21 protein-coding genes are annotated in these 19,486 nt (G+C 34.0%); 10 read left to right on the plus strand and 11 right to left on the minus strand.

Annotated features, from left to right (window positions below):
• From C8C87_RS11215 to hisS, 4 genes are all read right to left on the minus strand, one after another.
• A complete protein-coding gene (locus C8C87_RS11215; RefSeq protein ID WP_121342666.1) occupies positions 1-921 on the minus strand; it encodes an ABC transporter ATP-binding protein in 921 nt (306 codons plus the stop codon).
• A gap of 281 nt (positions 922-1,202) precedes the next feature.
• Positions 1,203-2,318, minus strand: a complete 1,116-nt coding sequence (gene dnaJ, locus C8C87_RS11220; RefSeq protein WP_121342667.1) for a molecular chaperone DnaJ — start codon at positions 2,316-2,318, stop codon at positions 1,203-1,205.
• A gap of 78 nt (positions 2,319-2,396) precedes the next feature.
• Positions 2,397-2,975, minus strand: a complete 579-nt coding sequence (locus C8C87_RS11225) for a nucleotide exchange factor GrpE (RefSeq protein ID WP_099714599.1) — start codon at positions 2,973-2,975, stop codon at positions 2,397-2,399.
• Positions 2,976-3,283: 308 nt separating this feature from the next.
• Positions 3,284-4,654: a histidine--tRNA ligase gene (gene hisS, locus C8C87_RS11230; protein WP_121342668.1), complete on the minus strand. Its 1,371-nt coding sequence runs from the start codon at positions 4,652-4,654 to the stop codon at positions 3,284-3,286.
• Positions 4,655-4,997: 343 nt separating this feature from the next.
• On the opposite strand from hisS, the gene C8C87_RS11235 reads away from it, so the two are divergent.
• A complete protein-coding gene (locus C8C87_RS11235) occupies positions 4,998-6,242 on the plus strand; it encodes an ABC transporter permease (protein WP_199074771.1) in 1,245 nt (414 codons plus the stop codon).
• 236 nt (positions 6,243-6,478) lie between these two features.
• Here the strand turns inward: C8C87_RS11235 and prmC are convergent, their stop codons facing one another.
• Both prmC and C8C87_RS11245 read right to left on the minus strand, forming a co-directional pair.
• The gene (gene prmC, locus C8C87_RS11240; protein WP_121342669.1) at positions 6,479-7,366 is read right to left on the minus strand and encodes a peptide chain release factor N(5)-glutamine methyltransferase; all 888 of its coding nucleotides are present in this window, start codon (positions 7,364-7,366) and stop codon (positions 6,479-6,481) included.
• 21 nt (positions 7,367-7,387) lie between these two features.
• A complete protein-coding gene (locus C8C87_RS11245) occupies positions 7,388-7,873 on the minus strand; it encodes a GNAT family N-acetyltransferase (protein ID WP_121342670.1) in 486 nt (161 codons plus the stop codon).
• Between the two features lie 116 nt (positions 7,874-7,989).
• On the opposite strand from C8C87_RS11245, the gene ribD reads away from it, so the two are divergent.
• The 3 genes from ribD to C8C87_RS11260 are packed head-to-tail and all read left to right on the plus strand — an operon-like array spanning position 7,990 to position 10,269.
• Positions 7,990-9,033, plus strand: coding sequence for a bifunctional diaminohydroxyphosphoribosylaminopyrimidine deaminase/5-amino-6-(5-phosphoribosylamino)uracil reductase RibD (gene ribD, locus C8C87_RS11250; protein WP_121342671.1), 1,044 nt, complete (start codon positions 7,990-7,992; stop codon positions 9,031-9,033).
• Positions 9,026-9,628 (plus strand): HAD family phosphatase, encoded by a 603-nt coding sequence (locus C8C87_RS11255; RefSeq protein WP_121342672.1) that lies wholly within the window; start codon positions 9,026-9,028, stop codon positions 9,626-9,628. The genes ribD and C8C87_RS11255 overlap by 8 nt, the downstream gene beginning before the upstream one ends.
• A gap of 11 nt (positions 9,629-9,639) precedes the next feature.
• On the plus strand, positions 9,640-10,269 hold the full coding sequence (locus C8C87_RS11260) for a YigZ family protein (RefSeq protein WP_121342673.1): 630 nt from the start codon (positions 9,640-9,642) through the stop codon (positions 10,267-10,269).
• 29 nt (positions 10,270-10,298) lie between these two features.
• Here C8C87_RS11260 and C8C87_RS11265 read toward each other — a convergent pair whose 3' ends face one another.
• Positions 10,299-10,703, minus strand: coding sequence for a thioesterase family protein (locus tag C8C87_RS11265; RefSeq protein ID WP_099714591.1), 405 nt, complete (start codon positions 10,701-10,703; stop codon positions 10,299-10,301).
• A gap of 184 nt (positions 10,704-10,887) precedes the next feature.
• Between C8C87_RS11265 and dnaA the strand changes: the two genes are divergently transcribed.
• The 6 genes from dnaA (at position 10,888) to C8C87_RS11295 (ending at position 16,883) form a co-directional block, all read left to right on the plus strand.
• Positions 10,888-12,315 (plus strand): chromosomal replication initiator protein DnaA, encoded by a 1,428-nt coding sequence (gene dnaA / locus C8C87_RS11270; protein WP_035674283.1) that lies wholly within the window; start codon positions 10,888-10,890, stop codon positions 12,313-12,315.
• Positions 12,316-12,322: 7 nt separating this feature from the next.
• Positions 12,323-12,790 carry a low molecular weight protein-tyrosine-phosphatase gene (locus tag C8C87_RS11275; RefSeq protein WP_099714590.1) on the plus strand — a complete coding sequence of 156 codons (468 nt, stop codon included), beginning with the start codon at positions 12,323-12,325 and terminating at the stop codon, positions 12,788-12,790.
• 67 nt (positions 12,791-12,857) lie between these two features.
• Complete coding sequence (locus tag C8C87_RS11280; RefSeq protein WP_121342674.1) at positions 12,858-13,580, plus strand: SAM-dependent methyltransferase; 723 nt, start codon at positions 12,858-12,860, stop codon at positions 13,578-13,580.
• Between the two features lie 508 nt (positions 13,581-14,088).
• Complete coding sequence (locus tag C8C87_RS11285) at positions 14,089-14,622, plus strand: hypothetical protein (RefSeq protein ID WP_099714588.1); 534 nt, start codon at positions 14,089-14,091, stop codon at positions 14,620-14,622.
• Positions 14,623-14,796: 174 nt separating this feature from the next.
• Positions 14,797-15,924, plus strand: coding sequence for a methionine aminotransferase (locus tag C8C87_RS11290; protein ID WP_121342675.1), 1,128 nt, complete (start codon positions 14,797-14,799; stop codon positions 15,922-15,924).
• A 77-nt stretch (positions 15,925-16,001) separates the two neighbouring features.
• A complete protein-coding gene (locus tag C8C87_RS11295) occupies positions 16,002-16,883 on the plus strand; it encodes an SDR family oxidoreductase (protein ID WP_199716381.1) in 882 nt (293 codons plus the stop codon).
• 151 nt (positions 16,884-17,034) lie between these two features.
• On the opposite strand, the gene C8C87_RS11300 is transcribed toward C8C87_RS11295, so the two are convergent.
• From C8C87_RS11300 to C8C87_RS11315, 4 genes are all read right to left on the minus strand, one after another.
• The gene (locus C8C87_RS11300) at positions 17,035-17,349 is read right to left on the minus strand and encodes a hypothetical protein (protein WP_121342676.1); all 315 of its coding nucleotides are present in this window, start codon (positions 17,347-17,349) and stop codon (positions 17,035-17,037) included.
• Between the two features lie 70 nt (positions 17,350-17,419).
• The gene (locus C8C87_RS11305) at positions 17,420-17,950 is read right to left on the minus strand and encodes a YceI family protein (RefSeq protein WP_121342677.1); all 531 of its coding nucleotides are present in this window, start codon (positions 17,948-17,950) and stop codon (positions 17,420-17,422) included.
• A 66-nt stretch (positions 17,951-18,016) separates the two neighbouring features.
• The gene (locus tag C8C87_RS11310) at positions 18,017-18,769 is read right to left on the minus strand and encodes a pirin family protein (RefSeq protein ID WP_121342678.1); all 753 of its coding nucleotides are present in this window, start codon (positions 18,767-18,769) and stop codon (positions 18,017-18,019) included.
• 90 nt (positions 18,770-18,859) lie between these two features.
• A complete protein-coding gene (locus tag C8C87_RS11315) occupies positions 18,860-19,441 on the minus strand; it encodes a Crp/Fnr family transcriptional regulator (RefSeq protein WP_099714583.1) in 582 nt (193 codons plus the stop codon).
• Positions 19,442-19,486: the final 45 nt, after the last annotated feature.

Below are 19,486 nucleotides of genomic sequence, written 5' to 3' on the forward strand. Positions count from 1 at the left end.
CTATTGTGTTACTGTTTGAATAAAAATATCATTGACACTTGGTATTTTCTCTACAAAGTGCGTTACCTGGCCGCATTGCGTCAAGATATTCAATAACTCATTTGGCGTGGCATTCCCGAGTTGAATTTCCAATTTTAACTCGTTGTTCAGTGATTTAAAATTAGCTGGACCAACAGTAAATTTTTGTGTAATAGCATACATCAACCCTTCTACATTCTCCGATAAAATACCCACTTCAAAACTATTGGTTTTAAATTGTCTTTTGACATCGTCCAGTTTTCCTTCAATGAGTTTATTTGATTTGTGAATCAAAGCGATGTGATCACATAATTCTTCTACGCTTTCCATTCGGTGTGTCGAAAAAATTATGGTAGCACCTTCTTCACGCAATGCCAGAATTTCATCTTTGATAATATTGGCATTTACGGGATCAAAACCAGAAAAAGGTTCGTCAAAAATCAACAGTTTTGGTTTGTGCAAAACGCAAACCACAAACTGAATTTTCTGAGCCATTCCTTTAGAAAGTTCCTGGATTTTCTTGTTCCACCAACCTTGAATTTCTAATCTTTCAAACCAATACTCCAGTTGTTTTTTGGCTTCAGCCTTAGAAAGTCCTTTCATTTGTGCCAAATACAAGCATTGTTCCCCTACTTTCATAGTGTTGTACAATCCTCTTTCTTCCGGTAAATAGCCTATATATTGAACATGTTTGGGTTGTAATTTTTCACCATCCAAAATAATTTCACCACTGTCAGGCAATGTAATTTGATTTATAATTCGGATAAGTGATGTTTTTCCGGCTCCATTTGGACCTAAAAGTCCGTAGATACTTCCTTTTGGAACCATTAATGAAACCTCGTTAAGCGCCACATAATCACCGTATTGCTTGACAACTTTATTCACTTCAAGAATATTACTCATGCTCATTTTTTAATTGGTGTAAAAGTAAATAATTAGTATCGAAATACTTAGAATAGTTTCATATATGTAGCATTTAATTTTTTGAGGTCCTATATGTTATCGCCTTATATTTATTGGTGTTTATCTCACAATATTTTATTTTCATCGGAGTTCGATGATTTTCAATTGTTTGTAACAAACAAATTATTAGTGGCGATTTCATAAAAAACCCATCCTTATTTTAACAAGGATGGGAAATATATTTTTAAAACAGCATCGATAAATTGTATCGCTACTTTTTACTATGAAAACATGTCTTTCACTTTCTCAAAAAATGATTTGTCTGATTTTTCAGGATTTGGAATAAAATTCTCATCGGTAAGATTTTTTTCGAAAAACTGTTTTTGCTCTTTGCTCAGTGTTTTTGGAGTCCAAACATTTACATGTACCAATAAATCGCCGTTTCCGTACCCATTGATACTAGGAATTCCTTTTCCTTTTAATCTCAGAATTTTACCGGATTGAATTCCCTCTTCCAGTTTGATTCTTACTTTTCCGTTTATAGCTTCGATGTCTTTGGAAATTCCAAGAACAGCTTCAGCGAAACTGATGTATAAATCGTAGTGTAAATTCTCTCCTTCACGTTTCAAGAACTCATGCTCCAATTCTTCAATAGCAACAATCAAATCTCCCGGGATACTGTTTCCCGGAGCATCGTTTCCTTTATTAGAAACTTTCAACTGCATTCCGTCCACAACACCCGCTGGAATTTTTATTGAAACCGTTTCATCTTCAAGAATCATTCCTTGTGAATCTGCTTCTGATGGTTTTTTATCTAAAATTTGACCTGAACCACTACATGTTGGACATGTAGAAGCAGATTGCATTCTACCCAAAATGGTATTCGTAACGCGCATTACTTGTCCTTGACCGTTACATGTAGAACATGTTTTATAGGTAACTCCAGGTGCTTGAACTTTACGTTTTACTTTTACTTTTTTCTCAACGCCATTGGCAATTTCCTCCAATGTCAATTTTACTTTGATACGAAGGTTGCTTCCTTTAGCACGACGAACGCCGCCGCCACCACCGCCTCCGAAACCACCAAAACCGCCTCCGAAAATATCACCAAACTGACTGAAAATGTCATCCATATTCATTCCGCCGTGACCACCTCCGCCAAAACCGCCAGAACCATCAAAAGCTTGATGACCATATTGATCGTATTTTGCTTTTTTCTGAGGATCGCTTAATACTTCGTAAGCTTCAGCAGCCAATTTAAATTTATCTTCTGCCGATTTGTCTCCAGGATTTTTGTCAGGATGAAATTGTAGTGCGTTTTTTCGGTATGCTTTTTTAATTTCAGCAGCATCAGCATTTTTTGAAATGCCTAATATTTCGTAAAAATCTTTTTTCATTTTTATTTTTTCTTTTGTTGAGTCGCACTGCAGTGCGCTTCTACGCGTGATATAAATACGCGATTAATCGCGAATCTATTACTGCCCTATAACAACTTTTGGAAAACGGATAATCTTGTCTCCTAATTTATATCCTTTTTCAAGAACGTCGACAATTTTACCTTTCAACTTATCTGACGGCGCAGGAATTTGAGTTATCGCTTCAGCAAAATCAGCATCAAAAGCGTCTCCAGCCTTAACCTCAACTTGCTCTAGTCCTTTAGAAACTAATGTACTTTTTAATTTTTCATGGATAAGTTCCACACCTTTAGTCAACAATTCGTCATCTGATTTGTTTATTTCAACCATAGCTCTGTCGAAATCATCCAATACAGGAAGCATCGCTAACAAAACTTCTTGATTAGCCGTTTTAAACAACTCGATACGCTCTTTTGTAGTTCTACGTTTGTAATTTTCAAATTCAGCAAATAATCTTAAATACTTATCTTTCTCTTTGGCTAAGTCTTGAGTCAATTGCTCTTCCAGACTTAATTCCTCAATAATGATTTGCTCTCCATTTGCATTATTTTCTAATGTCACATCATCTATTTCTTGATCAATTTCTGTATTTTCAGTAGTCATATTACTTGTATTTTTAAAAATATTCTTAAACTTCATTTTTATTCTTTTCTTTGGATTGCAAAAGTACTGCCAATTCTCTTAAAATGTCAAATTGTCATCTTTTTATTGAATTTATAATTTTTTTAGACTTTACACTCTTTAAAACAAATTTTACCTACTCAAAATTTTAATATAATTTTAAGACTATCTCGATATAGTTTACATAAATTTGTTTCGATTATTTACAGTTAATTTTCTGTAAATGAAAATTAAAGAATCCCTACAAATTATTAATTCACCATTATTTTATATTAAAAAAAGCTTCGTTTAGTAGACGAAGCTTTTTTTATGCTTTTAAAATAGAACTATACTAACGCGTTTTTCAAACCTTCAAAATCCACTGAAGTCTGTTCTCCGCTCACTAAATTTTTAAGAGAAAAAGAATTGGAAGCCATTTCCTGTTCCCCTACGATTACCGCAAAAGGAATTCCTCTTTTATCTGCATGTTGGAACTGCTTCGCCACTTTCGCATTATCCGGATACAATTCTACTTTTACACCTGAATTTCTTAATTCTTTTATCGCTTTCATCGCATAAAAAGCTTCTTTTTCACCGTAATTAATAAACAACGCTTTAGAAGTTGCCGTTACGGTTTCAGGAAATAAATTTAATTCTTCGACAACCAAATAAATTCGATCCAATCCAAAAGAAATTCCCACACCGCTCATATTTTTCAATCCGAAAATTCCGGTCAAATCATCATATCGTCCGCCACCGCCAATGGAACCCATCGAAACTGATTTTGGCGGAGCCACTTCAAAAATAGCACCCGTATAATAATTTAATCCTCTGGCCAAAGTCACATCCAAATCTAAAATTGCTGTTGTCAATCCGAGTTCCGTAACGTTGTCACAAATAAAACGCAGCTCTTCAACTCCTTTCATTCCTTCATTGGACTCCGCAAGCAAAACAGAAAGTTGGTTTATTTTCTCAGAAATAGTTCCTGTGAAATTAAATAGCGGCTGTACTTTCAGAATCGCTTCTTCCGAAATTCCTTTCTCCATCATTTCTTTTTTCACGCCGTCCTCGCCTATTTTGTCGAGTTTGTCTAATGCTACTGTGAAATCTATTAATTTATCTGATGCGCCAATCACTTCAGCAATTCCAGATAATATTTTTCTGTTATTGATTTTGATGGTTACCCCTTCTAAACCTAAAGCGGTAAAAACAGTATCATACAATTGAACCAATTCTACTTCCTGCCACAATGATTTAGAACCTACCACATCAGCATCACATTGAAAAAATTCTCTGAAACGTCCTTTTTGCGGGCGGTCTGCTCTCCAAACGGGTTGAATTTGATATCTTTTAAATGGAAACTCTATATCGTTTTGATGTTGTACCACATAACGTGCAAACGGAACGGTTAAGTCATAACGCAAGGCTTTCTCAGAAATACTTGACGTTAATTTCGTACTGTCTTTACTTTCTAAATGAGTTGCATTGGCTTTCGCCAAATAATCTCCTGAATTTAATATTTTAAAAATCAAACGATCGCCTTCTTCTCCGTATTTCCCCATTAAAGTTTCGGAGTTTTCAAACGAAGGAGTTTCTATCGGTTGAAAACCAAACTTCTCGAAATTACTTTTTATAATCTGAATGATATATTGACGCTTTGCCACCTCAGTTGGTGAAAAATCTCTGGTTCCTTTTGGAATGCTCGGTTTTGATGCCATTTTTTGATTATTGGATTTTTAGATTTTCAGATTTAGGAATTCTTGAAAAACTCCAAATTCTAATTCTTTGCAAATATCTTATTTTTAAAATAAATCTGTTTACAAATTTCATCATTTTATTGCCCGATGCCTAGCCCAGATTGCAGCGAAAACATGGAAGTGAAAAATAATATTGTTTTCTTGCCTGAAAGAGCGACCAAAGTAAGCTCCTTTTAGGCAATTAAAAACAAATTATTTTCACTGACAGGTTGTAGCGAAAAGCTGGAAAAAGCTCCTAAAAAATAAATTAGGATTTTTGAAAAGGAAATTTGTAACAAAAATTGTATTTTCGTGTCAAACTGCTATGATGTTAAAATTATTCAAAGAAAATATTCGAATTGCATTCGGTTCCATTAGGACACAATTGTTGAGAACCGTTCTTACTGTGTTGATTATCGCTATTGGAATCACAGCTTTAGTTAGTATTCTTACTGTTGTTTCTGCTTTGGAAAACACTATTTCCTCTGATTTTGCATCGATGGGAGCCAATACTTTTAACATTAATCAATACGAAAACACCACTCGTAATCGTGGTGGTGGAGAAAGAGAAATCATAAATCCAATCATTTCTTACCCTGAAGCGGTTGCTTTCAAAAACAAATACAAATATCCTTTTACCGAAACTTCGCTTTCTTTTACCGCAACTTCTGTTGCTGAAGTAAAATATGAGTCTTCTAAGACGGATCCCGAAAATACGGTTGTTGGTGTCGATGAATTTTTCGTTACTAACTCCGGATTAGAAACCAGTTCAGGACGTAATTTCACCAGATTTGACATCGATAATAATGCGTATGTATGTATTGTAGGTTCTGATTTTGAGAAAGGATTATTAAAAGACGTAAACCCTATTGATAAACTAATCTCGATTCGAGGAGCTAAATTTAAAGTTATCGGAGTACTGAAAGAAAAAGGATCAACCTTTGGGAATAGTCAGGATTTAAGGATTTTAATCCCTATTCAAGTGGCCCGTTCCATGTTTACCGCGCCAAGCATAAATTACACCATGAGTGTCATGGTTTCTAAAAAAGAATTACTAGACGAAGCCATAGACAATGCGACAAGCACCATGCGCCGCGTTCGTAAATTAAGTCCGGTAAAAGACAATAATTTTGGCGTAGTTCGCAGTGATGACCTTATCAACAGAATCCTTGGAATCACAAAATATCTTGGACTTGCCTCGTGGCTTATCGGTATCATTACCGTCCTTGGTTCTTCAATTGCTTTGATGAATATTATGATTGTTTCGGTAACGGAACGCACACGGGAAATAGGCGTTCGAAAAGCCTTGGGAGCCAAAAAAACAACGATTGCCTTTCAGTTTTTCATAGAAACATTACTTATTGGTCAATTGGGCGGATTAGTAGGAATAATTTTTGGAATCTTAATTGGTTTTGGTATTGCAACTGCCATGAGTTTTGCATTTGTAATTCCGTGGAGCGCAATTATGGCGGCATTCATAACCAGTTTTATGGTTGCTATCGCTTCAGGATTATATCCTGCGATAAAAGCAGCAATGCTGGACCCAATTGAAGCATTGCGATATGAGTAGTTTGCAGTAATCAACTTCATTGCGAGCAACAAAGCAATCACATTTAATATTTTTCAAAACAATTTGGGCGTGACCACATTAAAAAAAGGGGCTAACTAATCATACGTGTTAGTTGCCCCTTTTTTTAATGCCGTCGGGTCATCCGCGTTACAAGGTAACTCGCTTCTACCCCTCACGCAAACCCCGTAAATCCATAACTTTTGCATACACAATAACCAAAGTTAAATGCGATTGCTTCATTCCTTGCAATGACAGCTAATCATCCTGTCATTTCCGTAAATATCTTTTCGTAATTCAATATTTTTGAAATTCATTTTTTCAAGTAAATCAACCGTTTCTTTGCCTAGATATTGATTAATTTCAAAATACAATTGCCCGTTTTCAGACAGGTTTTTCCGAGCCAATTCGGCTATTTTTTTATAAAAAATCAACGCATCATTATCCTCTACAAAAAGCGCCAAATGCGGCTCATTGTCCAATACGTTTTTCTTGATTTCTTCCTTTTCTAAATTTCGAACATAAGGCGGATTAGAAACAATAATATCAAATTGTTGCCTTAAATCTTCCGTTTCAAGAATGTTTTGATTGATAAAAGTAACTTCCACAGCATTGTGTTCAGCATTTTTTTTGGCTGTAGCCAAAGCCTTTTCAGAAACATCAATGGCAAAAACCTGAGCATTTGGAATATTCTTCGCCAATGAAATGGCAATACAACCGCTTCCGGTTCCAATATCAAGAATCTTTAGTCCCGAAGTTTCGGGATTAGACTTTTGGATTATTAGATTATTAGATAAAATCCATTCGACCAACTCTTCCGTTTCGGGTCTTGGAATCAAGACATTCTCATTGACTTCAAAATCCAATCCATAAAAACTCGTTTTTCCTAAAAGATATTGTACTGGAATTTCCAGTTTCAATTGTTCCAAAATCGAATCCCAAACTACAATTTCTGCTTCCGAAAAAACCAAATCAGGATGCAACGCCAAGTCTATTCTTTTCAATTGATGCTTTTCTTGTAAAATTAAATAGAAAAAACTCTCTGCTTCACCCGCATCATAAATTGGAGTTAGTTCCTGAATAAATTGGATTCTGTATTCTTTAATTTTAAAAGAGCTGTTTTTCATTTAAAATTTATGATTTAAAATTTATAGTTTTTTGAGCATCCAAACAGGACAACTGGTATGACCGGTGCTTCCCATTGGGGAACAAATGTATTCAAAACCTACTTTCTTGTACAGTTTTTGAGCATCAAGCATAAAAGGCATTGTTTCCAAATAGCATTTTTCGAAACCAAAATCTTTGGCACTTTGCAAACATTTGGCCATCATTTGGCTTCCTATTCCTAAGCCTCTGGTTTCCGGCAGAAAATACATTTTTTGCAGTTCACAGATGGTTTCCGCTTCATTTTCAAGTGGTGCAACACCGGCAGAACCAATGATTTTTCCGTCCTTTTCTACAACATAATAAACTGATTTTGGCTTACTGTATTCCTCAAACATTAAATCCAAATACGGATCTTCATAAGCTGTTCCTACTTTTGGAATATTTAATTCGTCAAAAACGGCTCTTATCAATTGCGCAACTGCTTGATTGTCTTCTTTTTTTATTTTTCTAATGCTGTAATTTTCCATTTTTATCAAAAACTAATTTTATATACAAAAGTAGAAATTGTTTATTGTTATTTTAGAAAGTTTCAAAACTAATCCCGAAGTTTCGAGGCTAAACCCAAAATAACTACTTTTGTGTTGTGAAAATACATGAAAAATACATCCGACGCTGCATCGAATTAGCCAGAAATGGTTTGGGAACAACGTATCCAAATCCTTTGGTAGGCAGTGTTATTGTTTATGACGACAAAATCATTGGCGAAGGCTGGCATAAAAAAGCTGGAGAACCACACGCCGAGGTAAACGCTGTGAATTCCGTAAAAGATAAATCGTTATTGAAAAAAGCGACTATTTATGTGAGTTTAGAACCGTGCAGTCATTTTGGCAAAACGCCGCCTTGTTGTGATTTGATAATCAAAAATAAAATTCCAAATGTAGTTATTGGAACTGTTGACCCCAATGTAAAAGTGGCAGGAAACGGAATCAAAAAACTAATGGAAGCCGGAATACAGGTAACCGTAGGAATTCTTGAAGAAGAATGCAATGAACTTAATAAAAGGTTTTTTACATTTCATGAAAAGAAAAGACCTTATATTATTTTGAAATGGGCCGAAAGTCAAGATGGTTTTATTGCGCCAAAGGAAAAATCAGAAAAAAAACCGGTCTGGATTACAAATCAGTATTCAAGACAATTGGTACATAAATGGAGAACGGAGGAACAAGCTATTTTGGTGGGAACTCAAACCGCCATTGATGACAATCCAAAATTAAACGCACGGGATTGGTACGGAAACAATCCGATTAGAGTAGTTCTAGACCAAAATAATCGCATTCCCAAAGACAATCATGTGTTTGATAGTCAAGTTAAAACAATCCTATTTTCTAAATCGAAACAATCTATTGAGAAAGAAAACTGTATCTTTGAGTATATTGATTTTGAACAAAACATAGCAACACAAGTAATACAATCGCTATATAAAGATCAAATTCAATCCATTATAATTGAAGGCGGACGGCAAACTTTACAGACATTTATTGATGCCAATCTTTGGGACGAAGCTAGAATATTTGTTGGGAGTGTCGAATTCAAGCAAGGAACTAAGGCTCCAAATTTTGCTAAAAACCAGTTCAAAAAACAATCTATTGGTAATGATCAATTAATACTATCTAGAAACTATGATTAATACTATAATTTTTGATTTTGGAGATATTTTTATCAACTTAGACAAAGAAGCTCCTATTGTTGCCTTTACTAAATTGGGCTTAAAAGAATGGACTGAGGATTTAGATGAACTCAATCTATCATTTGAAAAAGGAAAAATTTCTGAGCGTCAATTCATTGAAGGCTTCCAGAAACACATGCCTAATGCTTCAATAGACGAGATTAGAAGCGCTTGGAATACCATTTTATTGGATTTCCCATTATACAGACTTGAATTTTTACAAATGCTTTCGCAAAAATACCGCTTGTTCTTACTAAGTAATACAGATGCAATTCACATCGATAAATTTCAGCACACAGCCGGAATGACCTTTTACAGAGAGTTTTATCAATGTTTTGAAAAAGTTTATTTTTCTTTTGAGTTAGGCATGCGAAAACCCGACGCTGAAATTTTCAATTATTTGGTAAAAAAACATGAGTTAACGCCAAAACGCACTTTGTTTATTGATGACAAAAAAGAAAATACCGACGCCGCACTTGCATTAGGATTTCAAGTATGGAATTTACAAGTAGGAGAAGAAGATGTTGTTCATTTATTTGACAAAAAAATAATTTAGAAAAGTAGCTTTTGGAATTTAAAGACACCTACAACACTATTGATTTTCCCTCTTCAGCAGTATTATTCAAAGAAAAAAACAGTAAGTTTTTTGGTTATGCCTTTCCTATTCAATCAGAGGAAGATGTAAAACCAATCATCGAAACCTTACGAAAACAACACCCTAATGCAGGCCATTTTTGTTATGCCTATCAAATAGGTGCTGACATCGTAACCTACAGAGCAAATGATGATGGTGAACCCAGTAATAGTGCAGGAATGCCTATTTATGGACAAATTCAGTCTTTTTCAGTAACCAATGTGCTTATTGTTGTCGTCCGAATATTTGGCGGTGTGAAATTAGGCGTTGGAGGATTAATCACCGCTTACAAAACAACCGCACAAATGGTTCTTGAGACCTGTGAAATTGTCGAAAAAACGATAGATATTCATTTTACAATCACATTTGATTATAAGAATATGAATAAAGTAATGCGGGTAATTAAGGAAAAAAAGCTTGAAATTGTAAATCAAGAAATGGAAATAAATGAAGAATCAGGACTTCCGATAGGCAAAATTGGAATAAAAACCAGAAAAAAAAATGCCGAAATGGTATTCGACATTTTTAATTCAATGTTTGAAATCGATCTAAAACGACTCTAATTTCTACTCAAAATTGCTGTTTTTATAATTTATTCTATTGTTTTTAAGAGTTCTAAAATATAATCCGGCGGAGCGGTAGGACGACCTGTTTTTAAGGACACAAAAACAAGGATAAATTGGGCAGTTGTTAATAACTCATCAGACTCATTATAAATAGCGCAATCAAATTCTATCTTCACAGAACTCTGACTTTTGAAAATCGTATGAACGGTAAGCAACTCATCATAGCGAGCTGATTTTTTATAATTTATATTCATGGAAACTATTGGAAGCGCAATTCCACTTTCCTCCATGCTTTTATACGAAATCCCTTTGTTTCTAAGCCATTCCACTCTTCCTATCTCAAAATAAGGGATGTAATTTCCATGATAAACAACGCCCATTTGATCCGTTTCGGAGTATCGTACCCTAACTTGTATTTGATGATCTTTCATTAATTATGTATTAAAATTTTTAAATTTAAAAAGCTCCTTACAACAATAATTTGGAAAATTATTGTCCAATATATTTTTTTTTACAGAAATTTGTTCACATATTTGTTACCCCGATAAATAATAAAAAAACATCTTTTTTTTTGTAAGATAACAATTACCAATTAAAAATAATTTAACAGAATATATGAACAAAACTGCTCAATCAGTATGGGAAAACTGTTTGTCTTTTATAAAAGACAACATTCAGGATCAAGCTTACAAAACTTGGTTCGAACCAATCAAATCAGTTGAACTTACCGATAACGCATTATATATTCAAGTTCCAAGTAAATTTTTCTACGAATGGCTAGAAGAACACTACGTGAAATTATTAAAAGTGGCGCTTACCAAAGAACTGGGTAAAAACGCAAAGTTACTCTATAAAATCAGAATGGAAAACACTTATGGCAACAAACAACCGTTTACGGAGCAATTGCCAAGTGCCAACAGAGTTCCTATGAAGCCGCAAGAAGTTGATGCTCCATTCAAAAACTTAAATCCAGAATTAAAAAATCCTTTTGTAATCCCGGGAATCCGAAATTTAAAAATTGAATCTCAACTGAATGCAAATTACAGTTTTGATAATTTTCTGGAAGGTGATTCTAATAGATTAGCGCGTTCTGCAGGTATGGCTGTTGCCAATAAACCTGGAGGAACTTCGTTTAATCCGCTATTGATTTTTGGAGGAGTTGGACTAGGAAAAACACACTTAGCACATGCTATTGGTGTGGAAATAAAAGACAAATACCCTGAAAAAACAGTTTTATACATATCAGCTGAGATTTTCACACAACAATATATTGACTCGGTAAAGAAAAACAACCGAAATGATTTCATCCACTTCTATCAATTAATTGACGTTTTAATTATTGATGATGTCCAGTTCCTTTCCGGAAAATCTGGAACGCAGGATGTTTTCTTCCATATTTTCAATTATTTACATCAAAATGGCAAACAGGTAATCTTGACATCAGACAAGGCGCCAGTTGACATGCAAGATATTGAACAACGATTGTTATCTCGTTTCAAATGGGGATTGTCTGCTGAATTGCACCAACCGGATTATGAAACCAGAATTTCTATCCTAAAAAATATATTGTACAGAGATGGTGTTGAAATCCCTGAAGAAATAATAGAATATGTTGCCCGCAACATCAAATCCAATGTAAGAGAACTGGAAGGAGCCATCATTTCCTTGATTGCACAATCTTCATTCAATAAAAAAGAAGTTACACTTGAACTTGCTAAAAGTGTTGTGGAAAAATTTGTTAAAAATGTAAAACGAGAAATTTCTATCGATTACATTCAAAAAATTGTTTCGGATTATTTCCAATTGGATTTAGAAACATTACAATCAAAAACCAGAAAAAGGCACGTTGTTCAGGCCAGACAATTGGCAATGTTTTTTGCAAAAAAATTCACAAAAGCATCTTTAGCAAATATTGGTTCTCAAATTGGGGACAGAGATCACGCTACCGTATTACACGCCTGTAAAACCGTTGATAATTTAGTTGCTACTGACAAACAATTCAAGAAATTTGTTGAGGATATCAATAAAAAATTAACGCTGTAAACGCATCATGCCCGTGAAAATTTTAATGGTTTGTTTAGGCAATATTTGCCGATCACCCTTGGCCGAAGGCATATTGGCCTCAAAGCTCCCAAAAAATAAATTCAAAGTTGATTCAGCAGGAACTGGTTCTTGGCATGTTGGCCATAAACCTGATGATCGATCCGTTGCTGTAGCAAAAAAAAATAAAATAAACATTTCAGATCAAAAGGGAAGACAATTCAGTAAATCTGATTTCGATTCATTTGATTACATCTATGTAATGGATAATTCTAATTACGACGATGTTATTGAACTTGCCGAAAGTCAAGAACATAAACAGAAAGTCCAACTCATTTTGGATGAATTATTTCCAAACGAAAAAGTAGATGTTCCAGATCCTTATTTTGGTTTACCCAATGGATTTGAAATAGTGTATAATATGCTTGATGAAGTTTGCGATGTAATTGCAAAAAAGCTAATAGACAAACATCAATAATCTTTGGATTTAAAATTTTCAGAAGAAACCAACAGGAAATTTACTTTAGAAACGTAAAACTACAGCAATGCAAACAACTACTTTATTAGGAAAACTGTACTTAATCCCTACTACAATGGGCGATTGCGATCCAATGGATGTGTTGCCTCAAACCGTAAAAAGAAGTATTGATTTCATTGATTATTATATTGTTGAAAACGAAAAAACAGCCCGAAAATCTATTAAAGGCGTACATCCTGAAAAGAAACAATCGGAGCTAAAGCTTTTTGTATTAAACAAACATACCGAAACCAAAGAGCATTTAGATTTCATTAAACCTTTATTAGAAGGGAAAAATATGGGATTAATGAGCGAAGCAGGATGCCCTGGTGTTGCTGATCCCGGTGCAGTTATTGTAAAATTAGCACATGAAAAAGGAATTCAAGTTATACCGTTAGTTGGACCTTCTTCAATTCTTTTGGCGATGATGGCTTCCGGAATGAATGGACAAAGTTTTACGTTTAATGGTTATTTACCAATCGAAAAAGGAGAAAAAAAGACAGCTCTGAAAAATTTGGAAAAATTATCTCAGGAGAAAAACCAATCTCAAATATTCATAGAAACTCCGTATCGAAATAATAAAATGCTGGAGGATATCTTACAGGCTATTAATCCCGCGACTCACCTTTGTATTGCTACTGACATCACTTTACCTACAGAATATATCAAAACCCTGAGAGCTTCTGATTGGAAAAAAGTAAAAGTGGATTTACACAACCGCCCTACTATTTTCATCATTCACAAAATGTAACATTTCTTATTTTGGAATTTAAAAATGGGTTTTTAAATCTCATTTAAAGACCAATCGCTTTTCCAAATAGTATAAAAACACTTCTTTTTTAGTGCTGCAATTTCATTTCAAAATTAAATATTTTGAAAGGTTTCCTCATGTCAATTAGACAACCTAAAAAATTCCTTACTAAAAGATCCTTTTTTATATCGAATGAGTAAATATGGCTTTGTTTCCTCGCTATTGCAAATGGATTTTCCTGCTAAAAAACTCCCATAAAACGGCTATTTATATTAACATTAATTACAAAAAAATTAACCTGCGTACCTATAAAAAAAAACTAATTTTACTAATGCCCACAGTCATTTTTTGATTCAAAATTCAAAAAATAAAACTACTGATGTTATGAATTATAATGATCTAAATAAATTACAAACAACAAAAAGGGGAAGAAATGAATTAAGCCTTACTAATTATTTTTATCATTAATGTATTATGTATTAGACCATTAATTCAAAAACAAAGTATCATGAAATCATATATAATTGTTTTATTTTTTTTATGCATAAGCACACTATCTTATTCCCAAGATAAAGAAGTTAATTCAGGGCAAGGAAATATTAAAATGGAAAATTTACCGGGAGTTGTTATTAAAAGTGCCGGTAAGGATTTTTCCATATACCTACCTGATAGAAACCCAGATAAAAGTGTAAGAGCACTTGAAGAAAAATTCATAGCCTATGATTTAGGGAGAGATTATGAAGGATTTGAAAATTATTTGGTGATTATGGAAACCAGTAAAGGCACATTGACTGCAACATATAATGAAAATGGTAAATTGACTAGTGTAATTGAAAACTATAAAAATATAAAACTCCCTAATAGTGTAATTTATTCCATTTACAAAACATACCCAGGTTGGCAGATTATAAATGACAAGTATCTATATTCTCAAAAAGAAGGTGATATTATTAAAAAAGAGTACAATCTTAAGATAAAAAAGGGCAATGAAGTTCGAAAATTAATTGTCAAACCAGATGGTGAAATTGTCAAAGGAAATTAAACTACTAACAACCATAAAGAAAAAGCTACCAAATTGGTGGCTTTTTTTTAGCATACGATTTGGCAAATAAATACAAAAACGCAATAACTTAAATTTTTGATAATTATCAGTTCCCAAAAAATTAAAATTAGGATTAAACTACTACTTTTATAAAGTAATCAACGTTATTTTTTTATGAGTAAACTACCAAATATCAGTACGAGTATTTTTACGGTTATGTCAAAAATGGCAGCTGAATATAACGCCATCAATCTTTCACAAGGTTTTCCAAACTTTCCCGTTGACGAAAGATTAACTGATATTGTTGCCAAACTGGCGAAAGAAAATGTGCATCAATACACTCCAATGTCTGGTTATCCTCCATTATTATCAAAAATAGCGACACTCGTTAAACACTCCTATGGAAGAACTATTCAGCCCGAAACGGAATTGCTGGTTACTGCCGGAGCAACACAAGCTATTTTTACCACTATAACGGCTTTGGTAAAAAATAATGATGACGTAATTATCTTAGATCCAAGTTATGATTGCTATGAAGCACCCGTCTTATTGTGCAACGCAAATCCAGTTCGGGTAGCGCTGAATAATGATTATACTCCAAATTGGGAAATTATCGAAAAAGCGTGTACTGCAAAAACTAAAATGATTATCATTAATAATCCGCATAATCCAACGGGGAAAATCTTGGCGAAATCTGATTTTGAATCGTTGGAAATCCTACTCGAAAAATATCCGGATATCGTACTTCTTTCTGATGAAGTCTATGAATACATCACTTTCGAAGAAAAACATATTTCGGCTCATACACGTGAGAAATTATTAAATCGTAGTGTGATGGTTTCCTCATTTGGGAAATCGTTCCATGTTACGGGTTGGAAGGTTGGTTATTTAGTAGCGCCGGAATACCTAATGAAGGAAATCAAAAAAGTACATCAGTTTTTAGTTTTTAGCGTAAATAGTATTTCTCAAATTGCCATTAGCGAGTATCTAGATATCGTTTCTATTGCTGAAATCGGGAAATTATATCAGGAAAAACGGGATTACTTTAGACAATTATTAAAAAATAGTCGGTTCAAACTCATGCCTTGCGAGGGAACTTATTTTCAGGTGGCTTCTTATGCAGCTATATCAAATGAGAGCGATGTTGATTTCTGTAAACGCCTCATTACTGAACATGGCGTAGCTGCAATTCCTATTTCTACTTTTTATGCCGATGGAAAAGACCTGAAATTAATTCGGTTTTGTTTTGCCAAAGACAATGCTACGCTGGAAGAAGCTGCTAAAAGATTGTGTGCGATTTAAAAGAAACGATTTTGTTTTTTTATTATGCATGCATACTATTTAATTTATTATATTTACAATAAAAAAATATCAACAATATGAGTTATACAGATAAAATGTTACGCGACGATGCCCTAAAAGGCAAAGTGATTGCAGTAACCGGAGGCGGAAGCGGTTTAGGAAAAGCAATGACTAAATATTTCTTAGAATTAGGGGCGCAAGTTGCCATTACATCCAGAGATTTAGAAAAACTGAAAAACACTGCTGCAGAACTGGAAACGGAAACAGGCGGAACTTGCCTTCCTATTCAATGTGATGTACGCCATTATGAAGAAGTGGAAAATATGCTCCAAGAAGTTTTGAAAGCTTTTGGTAAAGTGGATGTTTTACTGAATAATGCTGCCGGAAACTTTATTTCTCCAACCGAAAGATTATCTGCTAATGCTTTTGATACTGTAATTGATATTGTTTTAAAAGGCACCAAAAACTGTACCCTTGCTTTTGGAAAACATTGGATTGACACCAAACAAAAATCATCTACCATCTTAAATATTGTTACGACTTACGCTTGGACAGGTTCTGCTTATGTGGTGCCAAGTGCTACTGCAAAAGCCGGAGTTCTTGCTATGACACGAAGTCTTGCGGTAGAATGGGCAAAATACGGAATTCGTTCTAATGCAATTGCTCCGGGACCGTTCCCAACTAAAGGAGCGTGGGACCGATTATTACCAGGAGATTTAGCCGAAAAATTTGATATGGCTAAAAAAGTGCCATTAAAACGTGTAGGAGATCATCAGGAATTAGCCAATTTAGCGGCTTATTTAGTTTCTGATTTTTCAGCGTATGTAAATGGTGAAGTCGTTGTTATTGATGGTGGCGAATGGTTGAAAGGAGCCGGTCAATTCAATATTCTGGAAGCTATTCCCGAAGAACTTTGGGATCAGTTAGAAATGATGATTAAAGCAAAGAAGAACAAATAATAGTTTTATACAAAAACAAAAAAGAGAGTCACTTGGCTCTCTTTTTTTAGTTGACACTACTAAATATTTTAGTAAACATCCTATTTTATAAATTTAACCATTAAGAAATTAAGAAGTGGTGCTTAATTTCTTAATCGTAAAAAAAGAGTTTTTAATTTTTATTGTTTTCCAAGGCAAGTAAAATTTCACTTTTCAGCAAACCACTTCCACCGCCATAATGCTGAACAATAATTATATTTGGATTCTGTTTATTGAAAAAAGTGCACAAATTAGTTTCACTTTCTTTCTGAATTCCGGAACCTAACAATACAAGTGAAAAATCTTTTCTTATAAAAATCTCCTTAGCTTCCTCATCGTTCATAACGCCTACTCCATTCCAATTCTCATTTGCATTTATTAATCGGATTACAGTTGCCAAGATTTCGAGATGTCTTCCTATGTATAAAATATTTATGGTTTCCATCATTCCAATTTTTTAAAAACACAAACCTCAAGAGAAATAATTCTTTGAGATTTGTGCTTAATTTATTTTAAAATTATTGTTGCAAAAATTGCAATTCGATATTCAAACGAACTTCTTCGCTTACTAAAACACCGCCAGTTTCAAGAGCCGAATTCCAGTTTAATCCCCAATCTTTTCTGTTGATTTTTCCTTCTAATGCAAGTGCCATTTTGGTATTTCCCCATGGATCTTTCATTAATCCTCCATATTCTGCAGCTAATTTCACTGATTTTGTGACACCGTGTAAGGTTAAATCACCAACCAATTCATATTCGCCTTCATTGATTTTGGTAAAAGAAGTAGCGCTAAATTTAATTTCTGGAAACTGTGCAGCATCAAAAAAATCCGGACTCAATAAATGAGTATCTCTATCTGCATTTCCTGTTGTTATCGAATCAATTGCTCCGGTAAATTCAATTTTTGCGTTTTCAAAATCATTATCTTCTGCTTCAATCGTTGCGTCGAATTTTGAAAATTTACCTGAAACATTAGTGAACATCATGTGTTTCACTTTAAAACCAATTTCTGAGTGTGTTGGGTCAATTACCCATTTTGTTGTTGACATAGTATTATTTTATTTATTATTATTATTATTATTATTATTAGTTATTTCTATTATTCTTTTATTTAATTACAATTTCATCGGTACTTCCATCAAAAGGATTTCGGCATTGGCAGAATTAGCGGTAATTTTAATACTATTGGTATCCCAAATTCCTAATCCATCACGTTCATTTAAAGCAATGTCCCCTATAGTGAAATCCCCTTTCAAAACAAAAGCATAGATTCCATTTCCTGGTTTTTTCAATTCATATGAAGTAGAAAAATCATTGTCAAACTTTCCAATATGAAACCAAGCATCCTGATGAATCCAAACACCTTCATCTTCTGGATTTGGCGATAAAATTTGTTGTAATTTATTGTGACGATCGTTTAAATCTAAAGTGATTTGGTCATAACGAGGCGTTACATTTTTTTGATTTGGATAAATCCAAATCTGCAAAAACTTAACCAACTGATCTTTGTTTTTATTGTATTCGCTGTGAAAAATTCCGGTACCGGCGCTCATCGCCTGAATATCACCTTCTTTGATTACGGTAGTATTTCCCATACTGTCTTGGTGTTCTAAATCACCTTCGAGCGGAATAGAAATAATTTCCATATTGTCATGCGGATGTTTTCCAAAACCCATTCCTTGATTGACTCTGTCATCATTCAAAACACGCAACACTCCAAAATTCATTCGTTCTGGATTGTGATAATTTGCAAAACTAAAAGTGTGATAGGATTCTAACCAACCGTGATTGGCATGACCGCGAGTATCCGCTTTATGCAAAACGGAATGTGTAATTGCTCCTTCTATAATTTTATCTGTATTTTCCATTGTTCTGTTCTTTAATATTGTGGTACAAAGTTGCGTCAAAAAAAAAGCGCATGCATTGAACTAGGACAAGAAATGAAAAATAACGAGAATTTAGTGTTTGGCTATTTTAGTTCTTATTTTACTAAGAAACTCCGCCGAAATACCCAAATAAGACGCAATATAATGCTGGGCAACGCGCTGTGAAAGTGTAGGATAATGTTCGAGAAATTCTAAATATTTCTCGGTGGCAGTTTTAGAAATGGTGTAAAACAAGCGTTCTTGGGTTACCGCAAGATTGCGTTGCATCAAGATGCGGAAAGCGCGTTCAAACTTTGGTGCTTTAACGAATAGTTCTTCTTTACTGTCTGGACTGAACATAAAAAATTCGCAATCTTCTAATGTTTCGATATACACACGACTCGGTTTATCTTCATAAATACTAAAAGAAATATCGCTTATCCACGCATTTTCGATAGCAAATTGTAGAATGACTTCAAAACCATTGGCATCAATATAATATTTACGGACACAGCCTTTGATAACAAAGGCTTCAAAATTGCACATCTCGCCTTCATGAAGTAAAATTGTCTTCTTAGGAACCGTTTTATATTCCAATAAAGAATTGAAAATTTCTAATTCTTTCGGTTCAAAAGTGACATAGCGACTTATATTTTTATTGATTTGTGAATACAAAGCAGTCTGTTTTAGAAACTAAAGATAGAAAAAAATGTCAATTAA

The organism is Flavobacterium sp. 120 (genome assembly GCF_003633605.1).
Classification (GTDB): domain Bacteria; phylum Bacteroidota; class Bacteroidia; order Flavobacteriales; family Flavobacteriaceae; genus Flavobacterium; species Flavobacterium algoritolerans.